Origin of the sequence: Chamaesiphon sp. OTE_8_metabat_110 (genome assembly GCF_031382685.1) — a bacterium.
Taxonomy (GTDB): Bacteria; Cyanobacteriota; Cyanobacteriia; order Cyanobacteriales; family Chamaesiphonaceae; genus Chamaesiphon.
The window spans coordinates 1-3450 of sequence record NZ_JANMZA010000537.1 but is presented as its reverse complement, the minus strand read 5'-3'; the positions used below and the strand labels follow the sequence as shown (position 1 = coordinate 3450).

Here is a 3450-nt window from a genome sequence, read left to right as displayed (position 1 = left end):
CGAGATAAACGCGCTCAATATGCTTTAGTCATCCCCGAAATCACTAACTTAGCTGCTTTTGCTGAATACAAGCAAAATATTCATAGTCGTTATGCCACATATCAGGATTTTCATGCTTCTAGTTTGGGTGATGCAGGATTGAGATTTTTAACCTATGACACGACGCTGGAAATCTTAGGAAATTTTAACTTGACTAGTTGCCAAGTAATCACATTAGGTACTGTTGCTTGGTCAACTCAACAAAAAACTCGTACTGATGTTTATACAGTGATGGCAAATGAATCAGTTTGTAAAAATTACAAAATTTGTCGAAATGAGCTACCAGAAAAGGTAATCGATGGTAAAACGGGTGCATTTATCGCACCTAGCTTTGCCAGAGAATTGATTAGTGAAAACTTAGCTCGATCGCAACCTTGGTATACGGGATTTGCAGACAAAGTAAATAGTAACGAACTATTTAAGAATTTAACTTACGAACGAGGAGGACTAGATCGAGTGATTCAGAAAATTGAAATGGAAGAACGTGAGAAACTATTTGTGCGAGCTTGTCATGAGGCAATTCGCTATACCTATGCTGAACTCGCTAAAAAAGCTGGAGATAAAGAAGTAATTAACTTCGATAGTAAAACAACTCGGATTAGAACTGGCTTGGCGCGTTGTAAGAGTGCTAGTTCATTTCGAGAATTTATTACTAATTTCTGGTCGAGAGCTGGACGAATCCCCACCTTGCAAAATAATTGGGAAGAATTGATGAGTTTGATTATGGATGAAAAAGAGTGGAAAAAAGGTCGAGATCTGGCATTGTTAGCATTAGCAAGTTATAAAAAAGAGCCAAAACTAGAAAAATCAGAGATTGGAAGTTTAGAATCTTTTGATGCTCCCGATCCTCTTGGTGACGATTGAAGCCACAATTAGATTTTTCAATGTGACTGTTCTCCGATCGAGAATCAAATGTCACATTGAAAATAGAGATTATTAACCTTTGATGCCGTTAGGTGCTGTAGATCGATTGCAATTTTATTTAGGAACTTAATTCATGGCATTTCATTTGTTTGGTAATATTCTAACTTGTCATGGGACAGCAGCAAACAATCGGGGCGAAAACGAAGGTAATATTACCACTTTACAAAAGATTCTTTGGAAAGGTGAAGTTCATTCCACTGTCTCGGCTGAGGCAATTCGCTGGGCATTACGCTACTATTGGCAAACATCAGGTATCAATCACGCTGTAAATCGCCAATGGGATGACGATCTCAATAATAATACTTGGCAAAATCAAAACTTCGACGATCGCCAATATATTGATGATGATGTCCTTGGATATATGCGTGCTGAAGGTGCAAAAATTGAAGCTAGCGATCTAGATAGCGATCAACCTCAACCAAAAGGAAAAAAAGATAAACCAAAAGGAACTACTACTGCTAAACGTGGTGTTTTAGAAGTCACCCGCGCCGTATCTACTACCCCATTTGTGGGTGATATTACTTTCAATGCTAAGAGTGGAACTAAAAATAGTACGTCTCTTTATGGAACTGAGGTACACGCTACCCGTTATCAGTATGGTTTTGCGATGACACCCGATCGATTGAAAGACAAGTCACGGATTATTCCAGTCTTAGATGGTTTGAGTTCGCTCGGAGAAGTAGCCGGAAATCACGCTCGATTTTTATATGACTTTGCACCAGATAGTATGATTTTGAGGTGGACACATGATTTCTCGCCCCGCTTTTTGTATTGCTTTAATGAAGATAATGCTGGTGAAATAACAGTGGCTGAATTAATCCGCCGTGTTGAATCTCAGGATATCGAGCCGACAGAATTATGGGTATCTGGAGCGATTGCTGGTACCCCTGATGGCGAACAGTTAAAAGAATTGGGTGTAAATGTATCTAATGGCATTAAAAAAACTGTAACTCAACTAAAACAACTGATTGCTAAAGATCTGGGGGTAAAATTGTGAGCATAGCTATCCAAGTTGATGTACCAATCTCATGTTTTCGCCAATCGCGAGCGCGAGAATATGCTCAGACGTATCCAGTACCGCCACCTTCGACGGTTTATGGAATGTTACTATCGATCGTGGGTGAGATGAATCGCTTTCGTCATCAAGGGGTAAAACTTGCGATCGCGATGCAGTCTCAACCACTAAAATCGACGGTAATTCGTACCTTTCGACGATTTAAAAAGCAAGAAATTAGCGATCCTACTAATGCTCGTCCCGATTATCAGGAATTATTAACCGATATTCAATTTATTGTCTGGATCGATAGTACTGATGATGTCAGTCAACTCAAATTAACAGAGCGGCTGAGATCTGCTTTTGCTAATCCAGCTACAGTCGATCGATTTGGTGGTTTGTGTTTGGGCGAAAGTCGGGATTTGGTGAACTCCGCAACGATTTTACCCGAACAGGACGATCGACAGCAGAGATCTCTACCTTTATGTTGGTTGATTCAGATGGAGGATGGTTTGCTCACTCTTCCTTACTGGGTAGATCATGTAGGTTCTCAAGGTACGCGCTGGAGACGATATTTGCTTCAATCCCCTATTACGGATAAATGGGAGCCACCAACTCTAGCCTGGACAAAAATTCAGCCGGATTGAAATTGGCTGAAAACGCATGGATCTCTGGTTGCGATCGCGATTGATTAGGCCGATCTTGCTGAAGTTGTTGACTGGAGCAGCTTTTAGCAGATATTTTTATTGCTGAGATGCTTGCATTTTCCTGTAAACTGCTAGGTGTAATCCTTCTAGACTTTTTTATCTGATTTTAAAACTAAATAAAATGCTATTTTGGGGATTTTATATCGTTTTAGGTTAAGATGCTCGCAGAGTGGCTGACAGTTATCCTCCTAGTATAGTTTTCAGCGATCGCTGTGACTGTACCTTGGATGCCGCAAGGCGTTGAGCACTTGGAGGGTACCGTTCAGTTTTCTGGTACCGAGCGTGACTGTACCTTGGATGCCGCAAGGCGTTGAGCACAGCTTGTACATGGTGGAATAAGTAGCATCAAAATGTGACTGTACCTTGGATGCCGCAAGGCGTTGAGCACGAACTTAGCAGCAACCGCATCATAGGACAAAATGGTGACTTTACATTGGATGCCGCAAGGCGTTGAGCACTATGATTAATTACAGATGAAGCCAGCGAGTTGAGCGGCGATCGAACCTTAGATGCCGCAAGGCGTTGAGCACGTCGATGGTGATGAGACTTATCTGCTCAAGCCGATGCGATCGAACCTTAGATGCCGCAAGGCGTTGAGCACGAATTCAATAAAGATGTCAGCGTTCAAGCAATACCGGGATCATACCTTAGATGCCGTCAGGCGTTGAGCACTTAGAGGTTACCATTCAACTCCCAGGGACTCAAGAACGATCGTACCTTAGATGCCGTCAGGCGTTGAGCATACTAATATTGTTATCCTCGATTTTGGCAACGCATTTGCGATCG

Annotated in this window: 3 protein-coding genes and 1 CRISPR repeat array; all 3 genes read left to right on the top strand. The window is 41.7% G+C overall.

Going from position 1 to position 3450, the window contains the following annotated elements:
- The coding region (cas8a1, locus tag RMO52_RS19545) for a CRISPR-associated protein Cas8a1/Csx13 (RefSeq protein ID WP_310417581.1) at positions 1-903 on the top strand (903 nt) is incomplete at its 5' end.
- 133 nt (positions 904-1036) lie between these two features.
- On the top strand, positions 1037-1960 hold the full coding sequence (locus RMO52_RS19540) for a DevR family CRISPR-associated autoregulator (protein ID WP_310417578.1): 924 nt from the start codon (positions 1037-1039) through the stop codon (positions 1958-1960).
- Positions 1954-2604: a type I-MYXAN CRISPR-associated protein Cas5/Cmx5/DevS gene (gene cas5, locus RMO52_RS19535; RefSeq protein ID WP_396135055.1), complete on the top strand. Its 651-nt coding sequence runs from the start codon at positions 1954-1956 to the stop codon at positions 2602-2604. The genes RMO52_RS19540 and cas5 overlap by 7 nt, the downstream gene beginning before the upstream one ends.
- A gap of 280 nt (positions 2605-2884) precedes the next feature.
- Positions 2885-3407: a CRISPR direct-repeat array (repeat unit 22 nt; unit sequence GATGCCGCAAGGCGTTGAGCAC).
- Between the last annotated feature and the right edge of the window lie 43 nt (positions 3408-3450).

Coding starts and splice junctions, on each gene's coding strand:
- RMO52_RS19540 (WP_310417578.1), top strand. CDS start 1,037: ATGGCATTTCATTTGTTTGGTAATATTCTAACTTGTCATGGGACAGCA.